Origin of the sequence: Bacillus sp. DHT2, from assembly GCF_026241455.1 — a bacterium.
In the GTDB taxonomy this organism is placed as follows: Bacteria; Bacillota; Bacilli; order Bacillales; family Bacillaceae_G; genus Bacillus_A; species Bacillus_A pseudomycoides.
This window is the reverse complement of sequence record NZ_JAPHWH010000021.1, coordinates 12939-32713: the sequence shown is the minus strand read 5'-3', so window position 1 is coordinate 32713 and position 19775 is coordinate 12939. Positions and strand designations below refer to the sequence as shown.

Annotated in this window: 18 protein-coding genes and 2 tRNA genes; all 20 read left to right on the top strand. The window is 35.9% G+C overall.

Translation table 11 applies throughout. The features are described 5' to 3' along the window. Positions 1-60: 60 nt before the first annotated feature. The 20 genes from ORL93_RS28330 to hpt all read left to right on the top strand — a co-directional run bounded on the left by ORL93_RS28330 (position 61) and on the right by hpt (position 19738). A complete protein-coding gene (locus tag ORL93_RS28330) occupies positions 61-435 on the top strand; it encodes a RidA family protein (protein ID WP_018783065.1) in 375 nt (124 codons plus the stop codon). 152 nt (positions 436-587) lie between these two features. Then, positions 588-881: a septation regulator SpoVG gene (gene spoVG, locus ORL93_RS28325; protein WP_002174553.1), complete on the top strand. Its 294-nt coding sequence runs from the start codon at positions 588-590 to the stop codon at positions 879-881. A 510-nt stretch (positions 882-1391) separates the two neighbouring features. Next, positions 1392-2771 carry a bifunctional UDP-N-acetylglucosamine diphosphorylase/glucosamine-1-phosphate N-acetyltransferase GlmU gene (gene glmU / locus ORL93_RS28320; protein ID WP_018767328.1) on the top strand — a complete coding sequence of 460 codons (1380 nt, stop codon included), beginning with the start codon at positions 1392-1394 and terminating at the stop codon, positions 2769-2771. Between the two features lie 18 nt (positions 2772-2789). Further along, complete coding sequence (locus ORL93_RS28315; RefSeq protein WP_000107420.1) at positions 2790-3743, top strand: ribose-phosphate diphosphokinase; 954 nt, start codon at positions 2790-2792, stop codon at positions 3741-3743. A 72-nt stretch (positions 3744-3815) separates the two neighbouring features. Next, positions 3816-4376, top strand: a complete 561-nt coding sequence (gene pth, locus ORL93_RS28310) for an aminoacyl-tRNA hydrolase (protein ID WP_097795724.1) — start codon at positions 3816-3818, stop codon at positions 4374-4376. A gap of 70 nt (positions 4377-4446) precedes the next feature. Further along, positions 4447-4671: an anti-sigma-F factor Fin family protein gene (locus ORL93_RS28305; RefSeq protein WP_003194238.1), complete on the top strand. Its 225-nt coding sequence runs from the start codon at positions 4447-4449 to the stop codon at positions 4669-4671. Between the two features lie 106 nt (positions 4672-4777). Beyond that, complete coding sequence (mfd, locus tag ORL93_RS28300) at positions 4778-8308, top strand: transcription-repair coupling factor (RefSeq protein ID WP_040119078.1); 3531 nt, start codon at positions 4778-4780, stop codon at positions 8306-8308. Between the two features lie 135 nt (positions 8309-8443). Beyond that, the gene (spoVT, locus tag ORL93_RS28295) at positions 8444-8980 is read left to right on the top strand and encodes a stage V sporulation protein T (RefSeq protein WP_006093076.1); all 537 of its coding nucleotides are present in this window, start codon (positions 8444-8446) and stop codon (positions 8978-8980) included. A 172-nt stretch (positions 8981-9152) separates the two neighbouring features. Then, positions 9153-10754 carry a putative polysaccharide biosynthesis protein gene (locus ORL93_RS28290; RefSeq protein ID WP_098161118.1) on the top strand — a complete coding sequence of 534 codons (1602 nt, stop codon included), beginning with the start codon at positions 9153-9155 and terminating at the stop codon, positions 10752-10754. A 12-nt stretch (positions 10755-10766) separates the two neighbouring features. Next, positions 10767-12230: a bifunctional methyltransferase/pyrophosphohydrolase YabN gene (gene yabN / locus ORL93_RS28285; protein ID WP_265960119.1), complete on the top strand. Its 1464-nt coding sequence runs from the start codon at positions 10767-10769 to the stop codon at positions 12228-12230. A 12-nt stretch (positions 12231-12242) separates the two neighbouring features. After that, entirely contained in the window at positions 12243-12518 is a 276-nt protein-coding gene (locus tag ORL93_RS28280) for an RNA-binding S4 domain-containing protein (protein WP_003194249.1), read from the top strand. A 59-nt stretch (positions 12519-12577) separates the two neighbouring features. Beyond that, the gene (gene yabP / locus ORL93_RS28275) at positions 12578-12886 is read left to right on the top strand and encodes a sporulation protein YabP (protein WP_003194251.1); all 309 of its coding nucleotides are present in this window, start codon (positions 12578-12580) and stop codon (positions 12884-12886) included. Further along, positions 12883-13536 carry a spore cortex biosynthesis protein YabQ gene (gene yabQ, locus ORL93_RS28270; RefSeq protein WP_033798549.1) on the top strand — a complete coding sequence of 218 codons (654 nt, stop codon included), beginning with the start codon at positions 12883-12885 and terminating at the stop codon, positions 13534-13536. Before yabP ends, yabQ begins: the two co-directional genes overlap by 4 nt. Next, on the top strand, positions 13533-13892 hold the full coding sequence (divIC, locus tag ORL93_RS28265) for a cell division protein DivIC (protein WP_265960118.1): 360 nt from the start codon (positions 13533-13535) through the stop codon (positions 13890-13892). The genes yabQ and divIC overlap by 4 nt, the downstream gene beginning before the upstream one ends. 87 nt (positions 13893-13979) lie before the next feature. Beyond that, a complete protein-coding gene (locus ORL93_RS28260) occupies positions 13980-14480 on the top strand; it encodes a S1 domain-containing RNA-binding protein (RefSeq protein ID WP_003194257.1) in 501 nt (166 codons plus the stop codon). Positions 14481-14649: 169 nt separating this feature from the next. After that, positions 14650-14723: transfer RNA gene (locus ORL93_RS28255), tRNA-Met, on the top strand. 13 nt (positions 14724-14736) lie between these two features. Continuing rightward, positions 14737-14808, top strand: a tRNA-Glu gene (locus tag ORL93_RS28250). Positions 14809-15069: 261 nt separating this feature from the next. Then, a complete protein-coding gene (gene spoIIE, locus ORL93_RS28245) occupies positions 15070-17541 on the top strand; it encodes a stage II sporulation protein E (protein WP_006093081.1) in 2472 nt (823 codons plus the stop codon). Between the two features lie 227 nt (positions 17542-17768). Beyond that, positions 17769-19199, top strand: a complete 1431-nt coding sequence (tilS, locus tag ORL93_RS28240) for a tRNA lysidine(34) synthetase TilS (RefSeq protein ID WP_018767321.1) — start codon at positions 17769-17771, stop codon at positions 19197-19199. Continuing rightward, positions 19196-19738, top strand: a complete 543-nt coding sequence (hpt, locus tag ORL93_RS28235) for a hypoxanthine phosphoribosyltransferase (RefSeq protein WP_000981837.1) — start codon at positions 19196-19198, stop codon at positions 19736-19738. The genes tilS and hpt overlap by 4 nt, the downstream gene beginning before the upstream one ends. The last annotated feature ends 37 nt before the right edge of the window (positions 19739-19775 follow it).

The window sequence follows — 19775 nt, the reverse complement described above, 5'->3', positions numbered from 1 at the left end:
AAGAAAATTTTCTAAGAGTTTTTATTTAAGGAAAATAAAATAATAAAAGGGTGAGAGAATATGAAAGTAGTTCAAACAAATCAAGCACCACAAGCGATTGGTCCATATTCACAAGGGATTATCGTAAATAACATGTTTTATAGCTCAGGACAAATGCCATTAACGGTAGGTGGAGAACTTGTAACAGGTGATGTGAAAATACAAACCGAACAAGTATTTCAAAATTTACAAGCTGTGTTAGAAGAGGCAGGAGCATCATTTGATACGGTTGTAAAAACAACTGTATTTTTAAAAGATATGGATGATTTTAATGATGTAAACGAAGTATATGGAACATATTTTTCTGCACATAAACCAGCTCGTTCTTGTGTACAAGTTGCAAAATTACCGAAAGATGTTTCCGTCGAAATTGAAGTTATTGCCCTTGTAAAATGAAAATTTGTAAGCGATAACGTCCATTAATTCTTATATTCCGTTAAAATAAAAATTTTTATCTTAAAAATTTTTAAAAAATTAAAGGGAAAATAGAAAATTTGTGGAATTTATACAAACATATCGCTTATTTAGAAAAGGGTGGTGAACACAAGATGGAAGTGACTGACGTAAGATTACGCCGCGTAAACACAGAAGGCCGTATGAGAGCGATTGCCTCTATTACATTAGACCATGAGTTTGTTGTTCATGATATTCGTGTAATTGATGGCAATAATGGATTATTTGTAGCAATGCCAAGTAAACGTACTCCAGATGGGGAGTTCCGTGATATTGCGCATCCAATTAATTCTAACACACGCTCAAAAATTCAAGATGCGGTTTTAGCTGAGTATCACCGTTTAGGCGAGTTAGAAGAAGTTGAGTTTGAAGAAGCGGGAGCTTCGTAAAATTCGAATAAAAAGGGCTCTAATAAAGGAGCTCTATAATTTTGTAACAAACTCCTGTAAACCCTTACAGGGGTTTGTTTTTTAATTTGTAAATCCATTTTGATTTATTGGCACCTAAGTTCCGGCTATGAAAATAAAAGAAGATCTGAACTCGTTATCTCCTTTTGTCTTCCCTTGGCATGGAGGCAAAAAAGGCCCTGACCGCTTCTGTGCGAGGCCGGGCGCTCTCTCCCGCCTAAAAAGAACGGTTTTGTACTTATAAAGTATTTATTTTGAATAAAATTTTCCGCTAATTAAAGCCTCACTTTATTGTCCTCGTTATATGTAAACTTCTAATTTCTTTAAAATCATTCGAACTAGTATATCTTATTTCCTAAAAAAAGATATTAAAGAATAAAACATCTTATAAGAAGTATGGTAAAATTTAATAGTTATGCTGTGTTTCTTGAAATATATAATGATTTAGGATAATATCTTTAATGGATAAATAGGTTGCGATGGAGGGTCTATATGTCAAACAGATTTGCAGTGATTTTAGCTGCAGGTAAAGGCACACGTATGAAGTCCAAGCTATACAAAGTGCTTCATCCTGTATGCGGAAAACCAATGGTACAGCATGTAGTTGATCAAGTATCTCAATTAGGATTGCAGAAACTTGTAACGGTAGTTGGACATGGTGCTGAAAAAGTACAAGAACAACTAGGGAACGTAAGTGAGTTTGCATTGCAAGCAGAACAACTTGGTACAGCACATGCTGTTGATCAAGCTGCCGATGTACTTGCAAATGAAGAGGGAACAACTTTAGTTATTTGTGGTGATACGCCCCTTATAACTGCAGGAACAATGGAAGCATTGTTAAAGCATCATGAAGAAGCAGGAGCGAAAGCGACGGTGTTAACAGCGTACATAGAAGAGCCTGCTGGATATGGACGCATTGTTCGTAATGAAAGTGGTCATGTTGAAAAAATCGTTGAGCATAAAGATGCAAATGAAGTAGAGCGAGCTATTAAAGAAATTAATACAGGTACGTATTGTTTTGATAATAAGGCACTATTTGCTTCACTTTCTAAAGTTTCAAACGATAATGTTCAAGGTGAATATTACCTTCCAGATGTTATTGAGATTTTGAAAAGTGAAGGTCATATTGTATCAGCTTATCAAACAGAGCATTTCGATGAAACATTAGGTGTTAATGACAGAGTCGCTCTATCGCAAGCGGAAATTATTATGAAAAAACGTATTAACCAAAAGAACATGGTAAATGGTGTTACAATTATTGATCCAAATAACACATACATTTCTGCTGATGCAATCATTGGTAGTGATACAGTTCTTTATCCGGGAACAGTTATTGAAGGCAAAACTGTAATTGGTTCTGATTGTGAAATTGGTCCACATACAGTAGTACGTGATAGTGAAATTGGAGATCGTACGACAATTCGTCAATCTACTGTACATGACAGTAAGATTGGTATGGAAGTTTCAGTCGGCCCATTTGCACATATCCGTCCAGATTCAGTTATTGGTGACGAAGTACGCGTTGGAAACTTCGTGGAAATCAAAAAGACTGTTTTTGGTAATAGAAGTAAAGCTTCACACTTAAGTTATATCGGGGATGCACAAGTTGGAGAAGACGTGAATCTTGGTTGTGGTTCAATTACGGTGAACTATGATGGCAAGAATAAATTTAAAACAGTTATTGGAAACGGCGTATTTATTGGTTGTAATTCAAACCTTGTTGCTCCTGTAACAGTTGAAGATGGTGCTTATGTTGCGGCAGGATCTACAATTACAGAGAGTGTTCCATCAAAAGCATTATCAATTGCACGTGCACGTCAAGTTAACAAAGAAGACTATGTTGATCAATTGCTGAATAAGAAAAAATCATAATGTGGAGGGTTAATCTAGATGTCGACTCAATATCTAAATTCTAATTTGAAAGTATTCTCTTTAAACTCTAATAAGGAACTTGCTGAGCAAATTGCAAAGCATATTGGAGTAGGGTTAGGGAAATGTTCTGTTGACCGTTTTAGTGATGGAGAAGTTCAAATTAACATTGAAGAAAGTATTCGTGGTTGCGATGTATTCATTATTCAATCTACAAGCTTCCCAGTAAATGAACATATCATGGAATTACTTATTATGATTGATGCATTAAAACGTGCATCTGCAAAAACAATTAATATCGTTATTCCTTATTATGGTTATGCGCGTCAAGACCGTAAAGCGCGTTCTCGTGAACCAATTACATCGAAACTTGTAGCAAACTTACTTGAAACAGCAGGTGCAACTCGTGTAATCACTCTAGATTTACATGCTCCACAAATTCAAGGGTTCTTTGATATCCCAATCGACCACTTAATGGGTGTACCGATTCTTTCTGATTACTTTGAGACAAAAGGTCTTAAAGATATCGTAATCGTATCTCCTGACCACGGTGGTGTAACACGTGCAAGAAAAATGGCAGACCGCCTAAAAGCGCCAATTGCTATTATTGATAAACGTCGCCCACGTCCGAATGTGTCGGAAGTTATGAATATCATCGGTAACATTGAAGGTAAGACAGCAATCTTAATTGATGACATCATTGATACAGCTGGTACAATTACATTAGCAGCAAACGCTCTTGTTGAGAACGGTGCTTCTGAAGTATATGCTTGCTGTACACACCCAGTTTTATCTGGTCCAGCAATTGAGCGTATCCAAAACTCAAATATTAAAGAGTTAGTTGTAACAAACTCTATTGTATTACCGGAAGAGAAGAAAATTGATAAAGTACACGAGCTTTCTGTTGCTCCATTAATCGGAGAAGCGATCATTCGTGTTTATGAAGAAGAATCAGTGAGTGTATTATTCAATTAATTGGATAGAATGAGACGTAACCAAATTTGGTTACGTCTTTTCGTATCGTAAAAAGAAAGTAGTGGTACAAGAGTGAAATTAATAGTAGGACTTGGGAACCCGGGTAGAGAATATGAATTAACAAGGCATAATATCGGATTTATGGGAATTGATGAGCTTGCGAAACGATGGGGCATTTCTTTAAGTGAACAAAAGTTTAAAGGCATGTATGGTTCAGGTTTTGTTAATGGTGAAAAAGTAATTTTATTAAAGCCGCTTACGTATATGAATTTATCTGGAGAAAGCATTCGTCCACTTATGGATTACTATAAAATTGATGTAGAAGATTTTGTTGTCATGTATGACGATTTAGATATTCCAGTGGGTAAATTGCGTCTTCGTATGAAAGGTAGTGCAGGCGGTCATAACGGTGTGAAATCGACAATTTCTCATTTAGGAACGCAAGAGTTCCAACGTATTCGTATGGGGATTGATCGTCCAAAAAATGGCATGAAAGTTGTGGATTATGTATTGGGGCGTTTCACAGCAGAAGAGCTACCAGAGGTAAATCAATCTATTGAAAAAGCTACGGACGCATGTGAAGAGTGGTTGAAGAAACCATTTCTTCAAATTATGAATACTTTTAACGGTTAATGTTCTAAATTGGAATATTTTATAATGTTTTTATCCATACTAGTAGTAATTGTACACTTAGGAGGATAGTATGGAAGGACATTATTACTGTAGACATTGTGGTTGTAACGTAGGTTCCATTACCGCAGAAAAGGTATACAACAAAGTTTTATTTCAACTAACAGAGCAAGAACGATTGGATATGATTCATTTTCATGAAAATGGAAATATATATATAAAAACAATCTGTGAGTCGTGCCAAGAAACGCTCTCATCTTATCCGGAGTATTATGAGTATGAAAAATTTTTGCAATAAAATGTTGTCGCTTTGGCGTGTCCAAAGCATTTTTCTGTTTTCCTTTTCCAAAATATTTGCATAAAAATATATTAACTTGCTCTTTATGTTGAGAGGAGTTTTGAAAATGATAGGGTTATTAGAGCAATTTTATAAAAATAAAGAAATACAATCCATTATTAATGGACTAGAAGAAGGATTGAAAGAACAGCTTGTATCAGGTATGGCAACTTCTTCTCGTTCTTTATTAATGGCTGCTTTATATAAAAAAACAAAGCAGTCACAACTTGTTGTTACACACAACTTATTTCAAGCGCAAAAAGTATATGAGGATTTAGTATCACTACTTGGTGAGCGGGATGTATGGTTATATCCGGTTAATGAATTAATTGCGTCAGAAATAGGGGTTGCAAGCCCAGAACTGAAAGCGCAGCGTATTGAAGTATTAAATCGTTTAGCGATGGGCGAGCAGGGCATTATTGTTGTTCCAGTTGCTGGATTACGTAGATTTCTACCAATAAAAGAATTATGGAAGCAAAAGCAAATCGAAATTAGTCTAGGGCAAGAGATTGATTTAGATGTATTGCTTCATACATTGCATCATATTGGATATGAACGTAAGTCAATGGTAGAAGCACCTGGAGAATTTAGTTTGCGCGGGGGTATACTGGATATTTATCCGTTAACTGAAGAATTGCCGTTTCGTATAGAGCTCTTTGATACGGAAGTAGATTCTATCCGCTCATTTGATGTAGAAGAACAACGCTCTCAAGATAAAAGAGAAAGCGTGAAATTCGGTCCTGCGACAGAATTTTTATTCTCAAAAGATGAACTGAAATTAGGGGTGGAGCGTCTTGAGGAAGGTTTAATGAAGACGATGCAGAAGCTCTCTGATGATAAAATCAAGACAGCAGTACTTGAAACAGTTAGTCACGAGATAGAAATATTGAAAAACGGACAGACTATAGAGCAAATGTTTAAATATTTATCTATTTTTTACAAAGAACATGCTAGTCTAATAGACTATTTACCTGAGAATGGTGTCGTTATCTTAGATGAAATTTCGCGTATTCAAGAAACGGCATCACATCTTGAGACAGAAGAAGCAGAATGGTATACATCGCTTCTAAGTGAAGGGGCAATTATTCAAGATTTGGTGTTCTCACACCAATTTGAAGAATTTCTACACCATAAAAAGAGAAGCTTTGTATATTTAACATTATTTTTACGCCATATTGCACATACGCACCCGCAAAATATTGTTAATGTAACGTGTAAAACAATGCAGGATTTTCATGGGCAAATGCAATTGTTAAAAACAGAAATTGATAGATGGACTGAAGGGGACTTCACGACTGTTGTATTAGGAACAGATGAAGAACGCGCAAAAAAATTACAATATATTTTAAGTGATTATGATATTGAAGCAGACATTATAGAATCTACAGATATATTGCTTCCTGGTCGCCTTCAAATTGCTGTAGGTGATTTACATGCAGGATTTGAAATGCCAATGCAAAAGCTTGTTGTGATTACAGAAAAAGAGCTGTTCCATAAAAAAGTAAAAAAATCACAACGTAAGCAAAAACTATCGAATGCAGAGCGTATTAAAAGTTATTCAGAGTTAAAAGTTGACGACTATGTTGTTCATGTAAATCATGGTATCGGTAAATTTTTAGGAATTGAAACGTTAGAAATTAATGGTGTCCATAAAGATTATTTGAACATTAAATATCAAGGTAATGATAAGTTATATGTGCCAATCGAACAAATTGATCAAGTACAAAAGTATGTAGGATCAGAAGGTAAGAATCCGAAAGTTTACAAACTAGGCGGAAACGATTGGAAAAAGGTCAAAACAAAGGTGGAAAAATCTGTACAAGATATTGCAGATGACTTAATTAAATTGTATGCAGAGCGTGAGGCTTCAAAGGGATATGCGTATACGCCGGATACTGCAGAGCAGCAGGAATTTGAATCATCTTTCCCGTACCAGGAGACAGAAGATCAGTTGCGTTCTATTGAAGAAATTAAGAAAGATATGGAACGTGGGCGTCCGATGGATCGACTTCTATGTGGTGATGTTGGATATGGTAAAACGGAAGTTGCAATTCGTGCAGCGTTTAAAGCAATTATGGATGAAAAGCAAGTTGCAATTTTAGTACCGACAACGATTCTTGCACAACAACACTATGAAACGATTCGAGAACGTTTTCAAGACTACCCAATTAATATTGGATTGTTAAGTAGATTCCGTACTAGAAAACAACAAAATGAAACAATTAAAGGTTTAAAAGATGGGACAGTTGATATTGTTATTGGAACACATCGCATTTTATCTAAAGATGTAACCTATAAAGATTTAGGCTTACTAATTATCGATGAAGAACAAAGATTTGGTGTTACGCATAAAGAAAAGATTAAACAATTGAAAGCGAATGTTGATGTATTAACATTAACGGCAACGCCAATTCCGCGTACGCTCCATATGTCTATGCTCGGTGTACGAGATTTATCTGTTATTGAGACGCCACCAGAAAATCGTTTCCCGGTACAAACATATGTGGTTGAGTATAATCCAGGGTTAATTCGAGAGGCGATAGAACGGGAACTTGCAAGGGGCGGTCAAATTTATTTCTTGTATAACCGTGTTGAAGATATTGAAAGAAAAGCAGATGAAATCTCCATGTTAGTCCCAGAGGCGCGTGTGACGTATGCACATGGGAAAATGAACGAGAGTGAACTAGAGTCTGTCATGCTATCATTTTTAGATGGGCAGCATGATGTTCTTGTAAGTACAACGATTATTGAAACAGGTGTTGATATCCCTAATGTAAATACATTAATTGTATTTGATGCCGATCGTATGGGATTATCACAGCTTTATCAGCTTCGTGGGCGCGTTGGTCGTTCAAACCGTGTTGCTTATGCATACTTTGCATATAAGCGTGATAAAGTGTTGTCAGAAGTCGCTGAGAAGCGTTTACAAGCAATTAAAGAATTCACAGAACTTGGATCAGGATTTAAAATTGCAATGCGAGATTTATCCATTCGTGGTGCTGGTAACTTGTTAGGGGCTGAGCAGCATGGATTCATCGATTCTGTCGGATTTGACCTATATTCTCAAATGTTAAAAGATGCGATTGAACAGCGTCAAGGAACACAAGGAATTGAAAATACGATTGATGTTGAAATTGATTTAGAAGTGGATGCTTACTTGCCAGACGCCTATATTTCAGATAGTAAACAAAAAATTATGATGTACAAACAATTTAGAGGTGTCTCTGCGATTGAAGATATTGAGGAATTACAAGAAGAAATGATTGATCGTTTTGGAGATTATCCGCAAGAAGTTGGATATTTATTACAAATTGCAAATATTAAAGTATTAGCAACGAAAGAACAGATTGAGCTAATTAAGCAAACAAAATTTGAAGTGACGTTTTTATTCTCAGAGCAATCAAGCCAAAATATTGATGGTGGGAAATTATTTATGCTTGGTAATAGTTTTGGTCGTATGATTGGTCTTGGTATGGAAGGTTCTCGTTTGAAAATTGTTATGAAAACGAATGGATTAGAGACATCAAAATGGTTAACAATCGCCGAAAATTTATTAAAAGGTTTGTCTGACGTGAAAAAAGAAGTAATAAATGCCTAAAACAAAATAAAAAATGCAATTCGACGTGCATAGAAGAACTAATGTGTAAAATACTATGTCTAACAGTTGGTGATTTTTACATGAACAGGTAAATTCACCACTTTCATCATCAGTAGAAAGTGAGGCAGCATTAGAATGAAAGCAACTGGAATTGTACGTCGAATTGATGATTTAGGTAGGGTAGTAATTCCGAAAGAAATTCGTAGAACCCTTCGTATCCGAGAAGGAGATCCACTAGAAATTTTTGTGGATCGCGATGGAGAAGTGATTTTGAAAAAATATTCTCCAATTAGTGAATTAGGTGATTTTGCAAAAGAATATGCAGAAGCTTTATACGATAGTTTAGGACATAACGTACTCGTATGTGATCGCGATTCCATTATCGCCGTAGCGGGGGTATCTAAAAAAGAATACTTAAATAAAAGTGTTGGCGATTTAATCGAAAAAACGATGGAAGATCGAAAATCTGTTGTTATGACAGATGAAAGTGAAATTTCGATTATCGATGGTGTAACTGAAAAGGTTAGCTCTTATACAGTTGGCCCAATCGTTGCAAATGGAGATCCGATTGGAGCTGTTATCATCTTTTCAAAAGAAGCAATTATAAGTGAGGTAGAGCATAAGGCAGTAAATACTGCTGCAAGCTTTTTAGCAAAACAAATGGAACAGTAATTCTTCTTAATCATAATATTTCTTTATAAAAGGCTTTTTTCGGAAAGTAGGATTGTATTTCATTTAAAGGTAGCGTCTTGCTACCTTTTTTATTGTATAAATCTAAAAGGAATCCTGTTTTTTCTTTGTGATATAATACGAGGGATGAGAATAGGAAAAGGAGTTTTCTCGTATGGAAGCGAAGAAGTATCAAGCTTTTTGGCGCGGGGCTATTATATTAACGGTTGCAAGTTTTGTTACGAAAGTATTAAGCGCTTTTTACCGTATTCCATATCAAAATATAGCGGGGGATGTTGGTTTTTATATTTATCAACAAATTTATCCGTTTTATGGATTTTGTTTAATTTTAGCTACTTATGGTTTTCCCATCATTATTTCTAAGATGGTAGCAGAGCGTTTAGAACAAGGAAAACAGGAAGAGGCAGAGGGAATTATTTGTGTTTCTTTTTGGTTTTTATTAGGAATCGGTTGTATAGGTTTCTTTACGTTGTTTTTAGGAGCTCGCACGATTGCATCAGTCATGGGCGATGCAAATTTAGATAAACTGCTAAGAGTTATTTCATTTTCATTCTTGTTAATGCCCTTTTTATCTGTTGCACGAGGGCACTTTCAAGGGTTTAACAATATGATACCGACAGCTATATCACAAGTGATTGAACAAACGGTTCGTGTGTCAATTATTGTGTTCTTATCGTTGTTCCTCATTGCACATGAATTTGATTTATATACAGTTGGAGCAGGAGCGATGTTGGGGTCGATTGCAGGCGGGTTTATTGGTATACTCGTACTTTTATTTTATATGCGGCATAATTTTCGCTCTATTTTCTTACAAGGATGGAAGAGGATACACAATAAAAAGAAAATCATTCGAATCCTTTTTTGGCAAGGAATGGCTATTTGTGTTAGTAATTTAGTGTTAATTTTTATACAAATGGCAGATTCAGTTTCGTTTTACACATTGCTTATTCAGGCAGGAGAACCGGCGGAAATTGCAAAAGTATTAAAGGGTGTTTATGACAGAAGTATCCCGCTTATGCAGCTTGGTACAGTTGTGACGACTTCATTTTCACTTTCGCTTATTCCAATTATTACTTCAGCAAAAGAACGAGGAGATCGTCTGTTTATTCAACAAAAGGTGCAGTTAGCGATGAAGATAACTTTTGTGATTGGAGTTGCGGCAGCATTAGGATTAGCGTGTATCATTAAGCCGACAAATATTATGTTGTTTGAAAATAGTGAGGGCTCAGGTGTATTAGCTATTTTAGCTGTTTCTATTTTATTTAGTTCCTTATCCATTACAACGGCTTCTATTCTGCAAGGGCTTGGTCAAACTGTAAAGCCGGCATTGTTTGTTATATTTGGAGGGTGTCTAAAATTATTGCTCAATTATATGTTAATGCCGCAATTTGGTGTAACTGGGGCGGCAGTCGCAACGTTAATTTCGCTCATGGTTATCGCTTTGTTAAATAGTGCTTTCCTTATTCGAATTGTAGAAGAACCACTCATTCATAAACAAGGCATATTTGGAGTAACGATCAGCGGATTAGGAATGGTCGTTATATTAATGTTATTTATGCGTATTTATGAAGGGTTGGGACTAGCAAGTGATGAAGGGTATAGAGGGTTAGCTGTAATTGAAGCGTTGCTAGGCGTAGCGATTGGCGGATTGGTATATCTGTTTTTAATTACGAAGTTAAGTGTTTTTACAAAAAAAGAATTAGGGACTGTTATGAAGCAAGAGAAGGTACAAGCTTCATTGAAGAAGAGTGGATAGAGGTGAATGGTTGTGAGTAGAGTAATCACGATTTTAGGATTAGGTGCTGGTGAATTAGATCAGCTGACAATGGGTGTATACCGAAAAATAAAAGAAGCAGATCATATGTATGTGCGTACGAAAGAGCATCCTGTTATTGAAGAGTTAGAAAAGGAAGGTGTAAAGTACACGGCTTTTGATGATGTATATGAGTCGCACGATACATTTGAAATCGTGTATGAAACAATTGCGAATACGTTAATAGAACAAGCGCAAGGTGCGGATATTATATATGCTGTACCAGGTCATCCGCTTGTTGCAGAACGAACTGTTCAATTACTCTTGCAAAAAGGGGAAAAGAAGCAGATTGAGGTGCGAATTGAAGGTGGACAAAGCTTTTTGGATCCGATGTTTGCTAGTTTAAAAATAGATCCAATTGAAGGGTTCCAACTTATTGATGCAACTTCATTTGAAAGAGGTCAATTAGAATTACGTCAACACTTAATTTTTTGCCAAGTATATGATGCGTTTGTTGCATCTGAGGTTAAGTTGACATTAATGGAAATGTTGCCTGATGAGTATGAAGTATATATTGTAACAGCCGCAGGAACATCTTTTGAGCAAGTGAAAAAAGTGCCGCTCTATATGTTGGATCATGAAACAGAGTTGAACAATTTAATAAGCGTATATGTACCGCCTGTTACTGAGCGAGCTTCTTTATATCAACAATTTGATGTGCTCCGAGAAATTATTGCTGAGCTTCGTGGACCAAATGGCTGTCCATGGGATAAAAAGCAAACACATCAGTCTTTAAAGAAATATTTAATTGAAGAGGCATATGAAGTGTTAGAGGCAATTGATGAAGAAGATGATGACCACTTGATTGAAGAACTTGGTGATGTGTTGTTACAAGTTATGCTTCATGCTCAAATTGGAGAAGATGAGGGCTGGTTCTCAGTTGATGATATCATCCGAACGCTATCTGAAAAAATGGTACGTCGTCATCCACATGTGTTCGGAGATATAGATGTAGAGAGCGCGGAAGAAGTTGTTTTAAACTGGGAAGAAATTAAAAAACAAGAAAAAGGGTATGTAAGGGAGTCTGCTTTAACGGGAATTCCAAAAAGTTTACCACAATTAATGCGTGCGTATGAAATTCAGAAAAAAGCAGGAAAAGTTGGTTTTGATTGGGATGATGTACAGCCAATGATGGATAAAGCTTTTGAAGAATTGAAAGAGTTTGAGCAGGAAGTTGCAAAGATGGATAAAGAAAAAATGTTAGGTGAATTTGGGGATTTACTATTCGCCTTTGTTAATATTGCTCGCTACTATAAATTGGATCCAGAAGAGGCACTTCGTACCACAAATGAGAAATTCATGCGCCGATTTATATACATGGAAGCCAAAGTAGCTGAAATGAATAAGGAAATGCAGGAGTTAACGTTAGAGCAAATGGATGCTTTATGGGAAGAAGCGAAGCAGATAGAGAATCAATAGGGGGGAAATGAGATGCGCTTAGATAAATTTTTGAAAGTATCGCGTCTAATTAAAAGGAGAACATTAGCAAAGGAAGTAGCTGATCAAGGAAGAATTGCGATTAATGGGCAAGCCGCAAAGGCGAGCTCTGTTGTGAAAGTAGAAGATGAGCTAACAATTCGTTTTGGACAAAAGGTAGTAACTGTAAAAGTAAATGAATTAAAAGAAACAACGAAAAAAGAAGATGCAGCTAACATGTATACGGTAGTTCGTGAAGAGAAAGTGAAAGCAGAAGAAGGCTTGTTCTAAATTATTTTCTCTCCTCATACATTATTTACTAGATAGTATAAAGCTATGGGGGGATTGACGTGAATAAGGGGTACTCAGTTGCGTCTTCTAATCAACAGAATGTTTCTGTAGAGCATGATATTATTATGCGTGGTAGACGTGTAATAGATATTACTGGCGTAAAGCAAGTAGAGAGTTTTGATAGTGAAGAGTTTTTATTAGAAACTGTAATGGGTTTTTTAACAATTCGCGGTCAAAACTTACAGATGAAAAATTTAGATGTAGAAAAAGGTATTGTATCCATTAAAGGGAAAATTCATGAGATGTTGTACATTGATGAAAATCAAGGGGAGAAAGCTAAAGGATTCTTTAGTAAGTTGTTTAAATGAGTTTAACGATTCAACTGTATACAATGCTTTCTATGATTGGAATGGGTGCTTGGATTGGAGCGGCGTTAGATACATACCAACGCTTTTTACAGCGACCGCGGCGTAAGCGTTGGATTGTATTTATATATGATATACTGTTTTGGATTGTCCAAGCACTGTTTGTCTTTTACGTATTGCTGCTTGTAAATGAAGCTGAATTACGTATATATGTTTTTGTAGCTTTGTTTTGTGGTTTTGCTGCATATCAAAGCTTATTGAAAGCAGTGTATATGCGAGTATTGAATTTTCTCATTTATATTTTTGTACAAACGATACAATTTTTTATCCAAATTGTACAGCTACTTATGATAAAACCTGTTATTATTATAGCGCAGCTTATTATTGCTTTTATTTTATTTTTATTTCGTATACTATTTTCAATTGGGCATGTGTTGTGGAAGTGTACCGTATGGATATTACTTTTTGTATGGAAAGTTTTTTTCTGGCCTGTTCGATTTCTTACTTTGCTCATATGGAAACTTCTCCCTAACCGTGTTAAACTTTTTATAAAGAGATATGTGGGATTACTGCAACATACAAGGAAATTGAAGAAATATATCTTTCAAATTTGGGAGCGTATAAAAAAGAAGTTAGGGGGACCTCGGAAATGAGGGAACTGAGGCAAAGATTGATTGAAGAGCAGAATCCAAATTCTGTAAGAGAACATATAATACAAACAAATGAAAACAGGAGGCGATTATATCGCCGTTTAGCAGTTTTTCTTGTCTTTGCTTTTACAATTATTGCGAGCATTAGTGTAACGTTTTATCAACAAAATAGTTCCATTAAAGCAAAAGAAGTAAAGGTTGAAGAGATGAAAAAAGAATTGGGTTCATTAACAAAGAAAGAAAAAAAAATACAAGATGATGTTCAAAAGTTGAATGATGAAGAGTATGTTTTAAAGATTGCTAGGAGGGATTATTTCTTCTCTGGAAAAGGGGAGATAATTTTTCCTGTTTCTAAGTAGGTCGTGTCTTATTGACACTATATTTTAGGATTATATATAATAAAGTAAAATTTGACTTTTTAACCACTAAGGAGGAGCATTTTTTTTATGTCAATCGAGGTAGGCAGCAAGTTACAAGGTAAAGTAACAGGTATTACAAATTTTGGGGCTTTTGTGGAGCTGCCAGAAGGCTTAACGGGTCTTGTTCATATTAGTGAAGTTGCTGATAATTATGTGAAGGATATTAATGATCACTTAAAAGTAGGCGACCAAGTAGAAGTAAAAGTTATTAATGTTGAAAAAGATGGAAAAATCGGTCTATCTATTAAAAAAGCGAAAGAACGTGTAAAACCAGAAGGAGATCGTCCACGCAGTGAATATCAACGTGGTGGTGATCAACGTGGTGGTGATCAACAACGTTCTGGGCGTCCACAACGCAATCGTTCTTTTAACAGAGATAACCGTGGTGGCCGTGATAATGGTGGCAATCAAAAGGAAACGTTTGAGCAAAAGATGGCACGCTTTTTAAAAGACAGTGAAGATCGTCTAACTTCTTTAAAGCGTAATACAGAATCTAAACGTGGTGGCCGTGGCGCTCGTCGCGGATAAAACGAACGTTTTATTCTTAACATATAGAGAGGTGCCCGGAGTAAGTCACTCGGGGTGCTTTTTTATGTAAATGAGTATATTAAAAAAAGAATAAAAAACTTTTTGAAACATGTTGACTTTAAAGTGAATTTGATATAAGATACTAATTGTCCGTTAAATAAGACGACATGGCGGTGTAGCTCAGCTGGCTAGAGCGTACGGTTCATACCCGTGAGGTCGGGGGTTCGATCCCCTCCGCCGCTATATTTATTTTAACGGCCCGTTGGTCAAGTGGTTAAGACACCGCCCTTTCACGGCGGTAACACGGGTTCGAATCCCGTACGGGTCATCTAGAAAAGATCATGCAGATAGCATGATCTTTTTTTTTGTTAAGAAAATAAATAAGTGCAAAGCTTCTACAAAAACACCCTATATTTTTTGAATTTTCTGTTCTTTTAAGGTGCTTATTTTTAACAACTTGTATATATATAGGTTTATTTCGAATAAAAAGTCGAACGATTATGTAAGTGTGAACTGTTGTTTTGACAAAAATCCCAATAATCATCTTTTATAATGACAGTAATTAAACTATGCAGGTGGTGTTAAAAATATGCCAAAAGCAGGAAGGAATACTGTGAACACAAGTACACTGGCTATGAATGATGGACAACTCAGATCAATAACATGGACAAGCAAGTTGAAAGTGAAGTTGGAGCAAGTTTTCTTTAGATGGGGATTCGTTATTGCTGTAATCGGTTTTCTTTTAGGAAGAGCATATATATTAACGAACATTTTACCGTTTGCACTACCGTTTTTTGCTGCTGTTTATGTAATGAAGCGTGATAAGATGGCACTCGCATTTCTTGCTCTTATGGGTGGTGCGCTTTCCGTTTCACTAGATAATTTACTTTTTGCCTTTGCATCTATTTTTACTTTCTTCATTTACAATATCTTCTTTAGTCGATTTACACGTAAAATTGTTGGACTTGTACCATTTCAAGTATTTATCTCCGCATTAACCGCACATCTCGCTGTTGTTTACTTCGCGCAGCAAACCGTCACTATGTATGATTTACTTGTAAGTACTATTGAAGCAGGGCTTAGTTTTGTTTTAACAATGATTTTTCTACAAAGTGTACCGTTATTGACAGAAAGAAAGGGAAAGCAACAAGCGTTAGAAACGGAAGAAATTGTTTGTTTAATTATACTACTTGCATCTGTGTTAACGGGTACAACAGATTGGTTTATTTACGACGCTTCAGTTCAACATATTTTCACGAGATATTTAGTGTTATTATTTGCTTTTGTTGCAGGGGCAGCTACTGGTTCAACAGTAGGGGTTGTTACAGGATTGATATTGAGTTTAGCGAATGTAGGTAGCTTATCTCAACTTAGTCTATTGGCTTTTTCGGGGTTACTTGGTGGATTATTAAAAGAAGGGAAGCGTTTGGGCGTTAGTTTAGGGTTGCTAATTGGTACAAGTCTAATCACATTATACGTCGACAAACAAGTAAATATTATAACAACTTTAATAGAATCTGGAGTGGCGATAGGATTCTTTTTACTAACACCACAGGCAATTATCGATCGGCTTGCTAAATTTATGCCAGGAACACAAGAACATTCTCAGGATCAACAACAATATTTACGAAGAATGCGTGATGTGACAGCGAATAAAATTAATCAATTTGCAAACGTATTCTCTGCATTATCTAATAGCTTTTCGGTATATGGATATGTGGAGGAAGAGGATGAGGAAACAGAAGCTGATTTATTTTTAAGTACAATTACGGCAAAGACGTGTCAATCATGTTTTAAAAAGGATCAATGCTGGGTAGTGAATTTTGATAAAACATATGATTATATGAAACAAATTATGAATGAAACAGAAGAAGGGACGCTTCAGCATAACCGTAAGTTGGTTCGTGAATGGGAAAAGCACTGCGTAAGAGGAAAAAAGGTAACAGATTTAATGGCAGGAGAATTAAGTCATTTCTATGAGGGACAAAAGTTACGAAAACAAATGAAAGAGAATCGTAGAATTGTTGCAGAACAATTATTAGGTGTTTCAAAAGTAATGGAAGATTTTGCGAAAGAAATTCAGCGTGAACGGGAAAATCATCAGGTACAGGAAGAACAAATTTTACAAGCGTTTCGTGACTTTGGTGTCGAGGTGGAACATGTTGATATCTATTGTTTAGATAGAGGGAATATTGATATTGAAATGATGATTCCGGCAGCATCTAATCAACATGGGGAATGTGACAAATTAGTTGCGCCGATGCTTTCGGATGTTTTAAAAGAAAATATTATTGTTAAACATGAAGAACCTTCTGCTTATCCAAATGGTCATAGCATGATATCTTTTGGATCAGCGAAAACATTTTCTCTTGATACAGGGCTTGCTACAGCGGCAAAAGGAGGCGGATTTGTATCAGGAGATTCGTATGCGATGATGGATTTAAGTGTTGGGAAATATGCTCTTGCCATTAGTGACGGAATGGGCAACGGACAAAGGGCACATATGGAAAGTAAGGAAACAGTAAAATTGTTACAAAAAATATTGCAATCCGGTATTGATGAAGAAATTGCTATTAAGTCTATTAATTCAATTCTTTCATTGAGGACGACAGAAGAAATGTTTACGACGCTTGATTTAGCTATGGTAGATTTACGTGATGCAAGCGCTAAGTTTTTAAAAATTGGTTCAACCCCAAGTTTTGTAAAACGTGGAAATAACGTTTTACAAATAGAAGCAAGCAACTTGCCAATGGGAATCATTGAGGATGTTGAGGTGGATGTTGTTGGTGAACAATTAAAAACAGAGGACATTCTAATTATGATGAGTGATGGGATTTTTGAAGGGGCGCAGCATGTGGAAAACCATGAATTGTGGATGAAACGTAAAATTAAAGAACTACAAACCGATGATCCACAAGAAATTGCTGATATTATTATGGAAGAGGTCATTCGATCTAGTGATGGATATATCAATGATGATATGACGATTGTCGTTGCGAAGGTAAAGAAGAATATGCCAAAGTGGGCTACGATTCCAATTATGGGTAAACAAGCGCAATAGGGGAGCGGAAATCTCTTCAGTTTGGTTATGAGGTCTAGGTTGACACCTAGGCCTTTTTTTATAGGAGAAAGTAGCTGTATTATTTCTATGAAGATAGGGAAGGGATGTAAGATAAAAATGTGAATTTTGTACATCTTTTTTTTGCACAAAGTTTGTAAAAGTTGTACCATTATAGGTAAGGTAAAAAGTATGTTATTGTTTGGTTTTAACGAAAGGTGATTGCGGAGTTGAAAGATACATTTGTTGAAAAAGTAGATGAGTTTGCAAAGCAGCATGATGTATTAGAGGAACATTCGACAATTGTTGTAGGAGTTTCTGGAGGCCCTGATTCTTTAGCTCTTTTATATTATTTATTAGAGAAAAGGGAAGAGAAGAAATTGAAGATTGTAGTCGCGCATGTGGATCACATGTTTAGAGGAGATGAATCCTATGAAGACTTACAATTTGTAGAAAATCTTTGCCGGAAGATTGGGGTTATTTGCGAAACGATAAGAATTAATGTATCGCAATATCAACAGCAATATGGAATGAATGCACAGGTGGCTGCTAGGGAATGCCGATATGCATTTTTGGAAAGAATAATGAAGAAATATGATGCGCGATATGTAGCTCTTGGGCATCATGGGGATGATCAGATGGAGACGATTTTAATGCGTCTCGTCCGCGGGAGTACTCCGAAGGGTTATGCTGGAATTGCTGTGAAACGCCCTTTCCATAGTGGATATGTAATTAGGCCTTTGTTAGCGGTAACAAAGGAAGAGATTAATGCTTATTGTAAAAGGTTAGGGGTTACACCACGTATGGATCCGAGTAACGAAAAGGAAGTATATACGAGGAATCGATTACGTAAGTATGTTCTACCTTATTTAAAAGAGGAAAATCCGCATGTGCATGAGCGATTTCAAAATTTTAGTATGCTTATGCAAGAGGATGAGGCGTATTTGCAGGAATTAGCTTTTGAAAAGATGAATAAAGTAATTACAAAAAAAAGTGATAAACACATCGTCTTATCAATTCCTGCCTTTGAATCCATGTCTATGCCTTTACAAAGGAGAGGGATTCAACTAATATTAAACTATCTTTATGAATACAAGATTCCGTCTTCGCTTTCTTCTATACATATTGACAAAGTTATTGCATTTTTTAAGCGGACACACCCTTCAGGCTCGCTTGATTTTCCTGGTGGCCTAAAAATTGTTCGTACATATGAAGAATGTAGTTTCCGATTTAAGCAAGAAATTGTTTTCCCTTTTTCACAAGTTTTATCAGTACCGGGTGCTGTTACCTTAGCAAACGGTGATGAACTTGTAGCAGAAGTAAATGAGGAATTACCAAGTAACATGAATGAAACAGTATTTGTTGCTAAGTATAATGATATATCATATCCTCTTCTTATCCGCTCTAGAGAAAATGGAGATCGCATGTCAATAAAAGGTATGAGTGGTACGAAAAAGATAAAAGCTATTTTTATTGAGGAAAAAGTACCAAAAGAAAAGAGAGAAGAGTGGCCGATTGTTTGTGATGCAAGCGGGAACATTATTTGGGTTCCGTTGTTGAAACAATCTGCAGTTGCTATTTCACATGGAACAGCAGATAAGGATAAATATATGATTATTCACTACAAAAGCAAGGAGTCTTCCAGGAGGATAATGAAATGATGAATCAAGATATCGAAAAAGTATTAATTTCCGAAGAACAAATACAAGAAAAGGTGCATGAGCTAGGTGCAATTATTGCAGAGGATTACAAAAATACAGTACCTCTTGCAATCGGTGTATTAAAGGGTGCAATGCCATTTATGGCAGATTTATTGAAAAGAACAGATACATATCTTGAAATGGATTTTATGGCTGTTTCTAGCTACGGTCATTCTACAGTTTCAACTGGTGAAGTGAAAATTTTAAAAGACCTTGATACTTCTGTAGAAGGTCGCGATATTTTAATCGTTGAAGATATTATTGATAGCGGCCTTACATTAAGTTACTTAGTGGACCTATTCAAATATCGTAAGGCGAAATCTGTAAAGATTGTTACGCTACTAGATAAGCCAACTGGTCGCAAAGTCGATCTGAAAGCAGATTATGTTGGATTTACTGTTCCTCATGAATTTGTTGTAGGATATGGCTTAGATTATAAGGAGCAATATCGTAATCTTCCTTATGTTGGAGTATTGAAACCAAGCGTTTACTCAAATTAATTAAATACAGGCGTTAAAATTGGATAGGAAAGTTTTT